A 908-nucleotide genomic window follows, 5' to 3' on the forward strand; every position below is an offset into this window, starting at 1 on the left:
TCAGAATTTATAAACACTGGTTTATTCACAAATGCCTCCATACTGCCTATTGGCAAAAGTTATTTTCTAAGATATGGGATATCTTGATACCAAAATGGTAATTTAAAGTCAATACCAAAATGGTTATTTTTTATTTTTTATTTTTTATGAGTAGAACAAATGGATGAAAAATGGTCAATTAATACGCAAATATTGGAACTATGGAATAAATTGACAGAAGATGAAAAAAGAGAGTTTATTCTTTTTTATCTTGATAAAATGAAGAAAGGAGATCCAGAAGTTTAACCTTATTATCGTAGCTTAGATGCTCTAACATATCTTCAATTTGTTCATCTAAGCTATTAGGCTTATTTCCTGAAAACAACAATTGTTTGGGAGTAATTTTTAAGTGTGGTGCCAAACGTATAGCCCACTCTTTTGTTAATTTTCGTTGCCCATTTTCTAAACGAAAAATTTGTGGCTGACTAGTTCCCACCAATTCGGCTAATTCTTTTGGAGTTAAACCGACTTTTTGTCTGAAAAATTTCAAATTATTCATGATTCTTATCCTAATTAAAAAAAAAATCCTTTCAAATGCCAATGTGGTAAAATTTCCTTGTTTTAATAATACCGATATGGTATAAAAAGGAATGTCTAAACTAAAACTGTATTTATCAAAGAATAATATTACTTATGCCGAGTTTGCGATTTTGGTAGGTGTTACGCAAGCATCTGTAGCACGCTATGTAAATAAGAAGCGATTTCCGCATCCTAAGATAATAAAAAAGATAGCAGAAGTTACCGATAATTACATAAGCCCTAGCGATTGGTATCAAGAGAATTTTCCTTCAATTGCAAAAAGTTCCGGCGTTGATAGCGCGCGTGAGACTTTGCAGCCTTAAGGAGGTGATGATGGCTGTAGAAAAGAA

At 31.9% G+C, this 908-nt stretch carries 2 protein-coding genes; one reads left to right on the forward strand and one right to left on the reverse strand.

The genetic code is table 11. The features are described 5' to 3' along the window. Positions 1 to 235: 235 nt before the first annotated feature. Positions 236 to 538 (reverse strand): helix-turn-helix domain-containing protein, encoded by a 303-nt coding sequence (locus tag ACFIJP_RS09355; protein ID WP_183229374.1) that lies wholly within the window; start codon positions 536 to 538, stop codon positions 236 to 238. A gap of 91 nt (positions 539 to 629) precedes the next feature. On the opposite strand from ACFIJP_RS09355, the gene ACFIJP_RS09360 reads away from it, so the two are divergent. After that, positions 630 to 881, forward strand: a complete 252-nt coding sequence (locus ACFIJP_RS09360) for a helix-turn-helix transcriptional regulator (RefSeq protein ID WP_273791720.1) — start codon at positions 630 to 632, stop codon at positions 879 to 881. The last annotated feature ends 27 nt before the right edge of the window (positions 882 to 908 follow it).

The sequence above is a fragment of the Bartonella sp. MU37NMGALS genome, assembly GCF_042194015.1.
GTDB classification, from domain to species: domain Bacteria; phylum Pseudomonadota; class Alphaproteobacteria; order Rhizobiales; family Rhizobiaceae; genus Bartonella; species Bartonella grahamii.

Bases quoted from the DNA above. Each gene is read 5' to 3' on its own strand.
- ACFIJP_RS09360 (WP_273791720.1), top strand. From the start codon at position 630: ATGTCTAAACTAAAACTGTATTTATCAAAGAATAATATTACTTATGCC.
- ACFIJP_RS09355 (WP_183229374.1), bottom strand. From the start codon at position 538: ATGAATAATTTGAAATTTTTCAGACAAAAAGTCGGTTTAACTCCAAAA.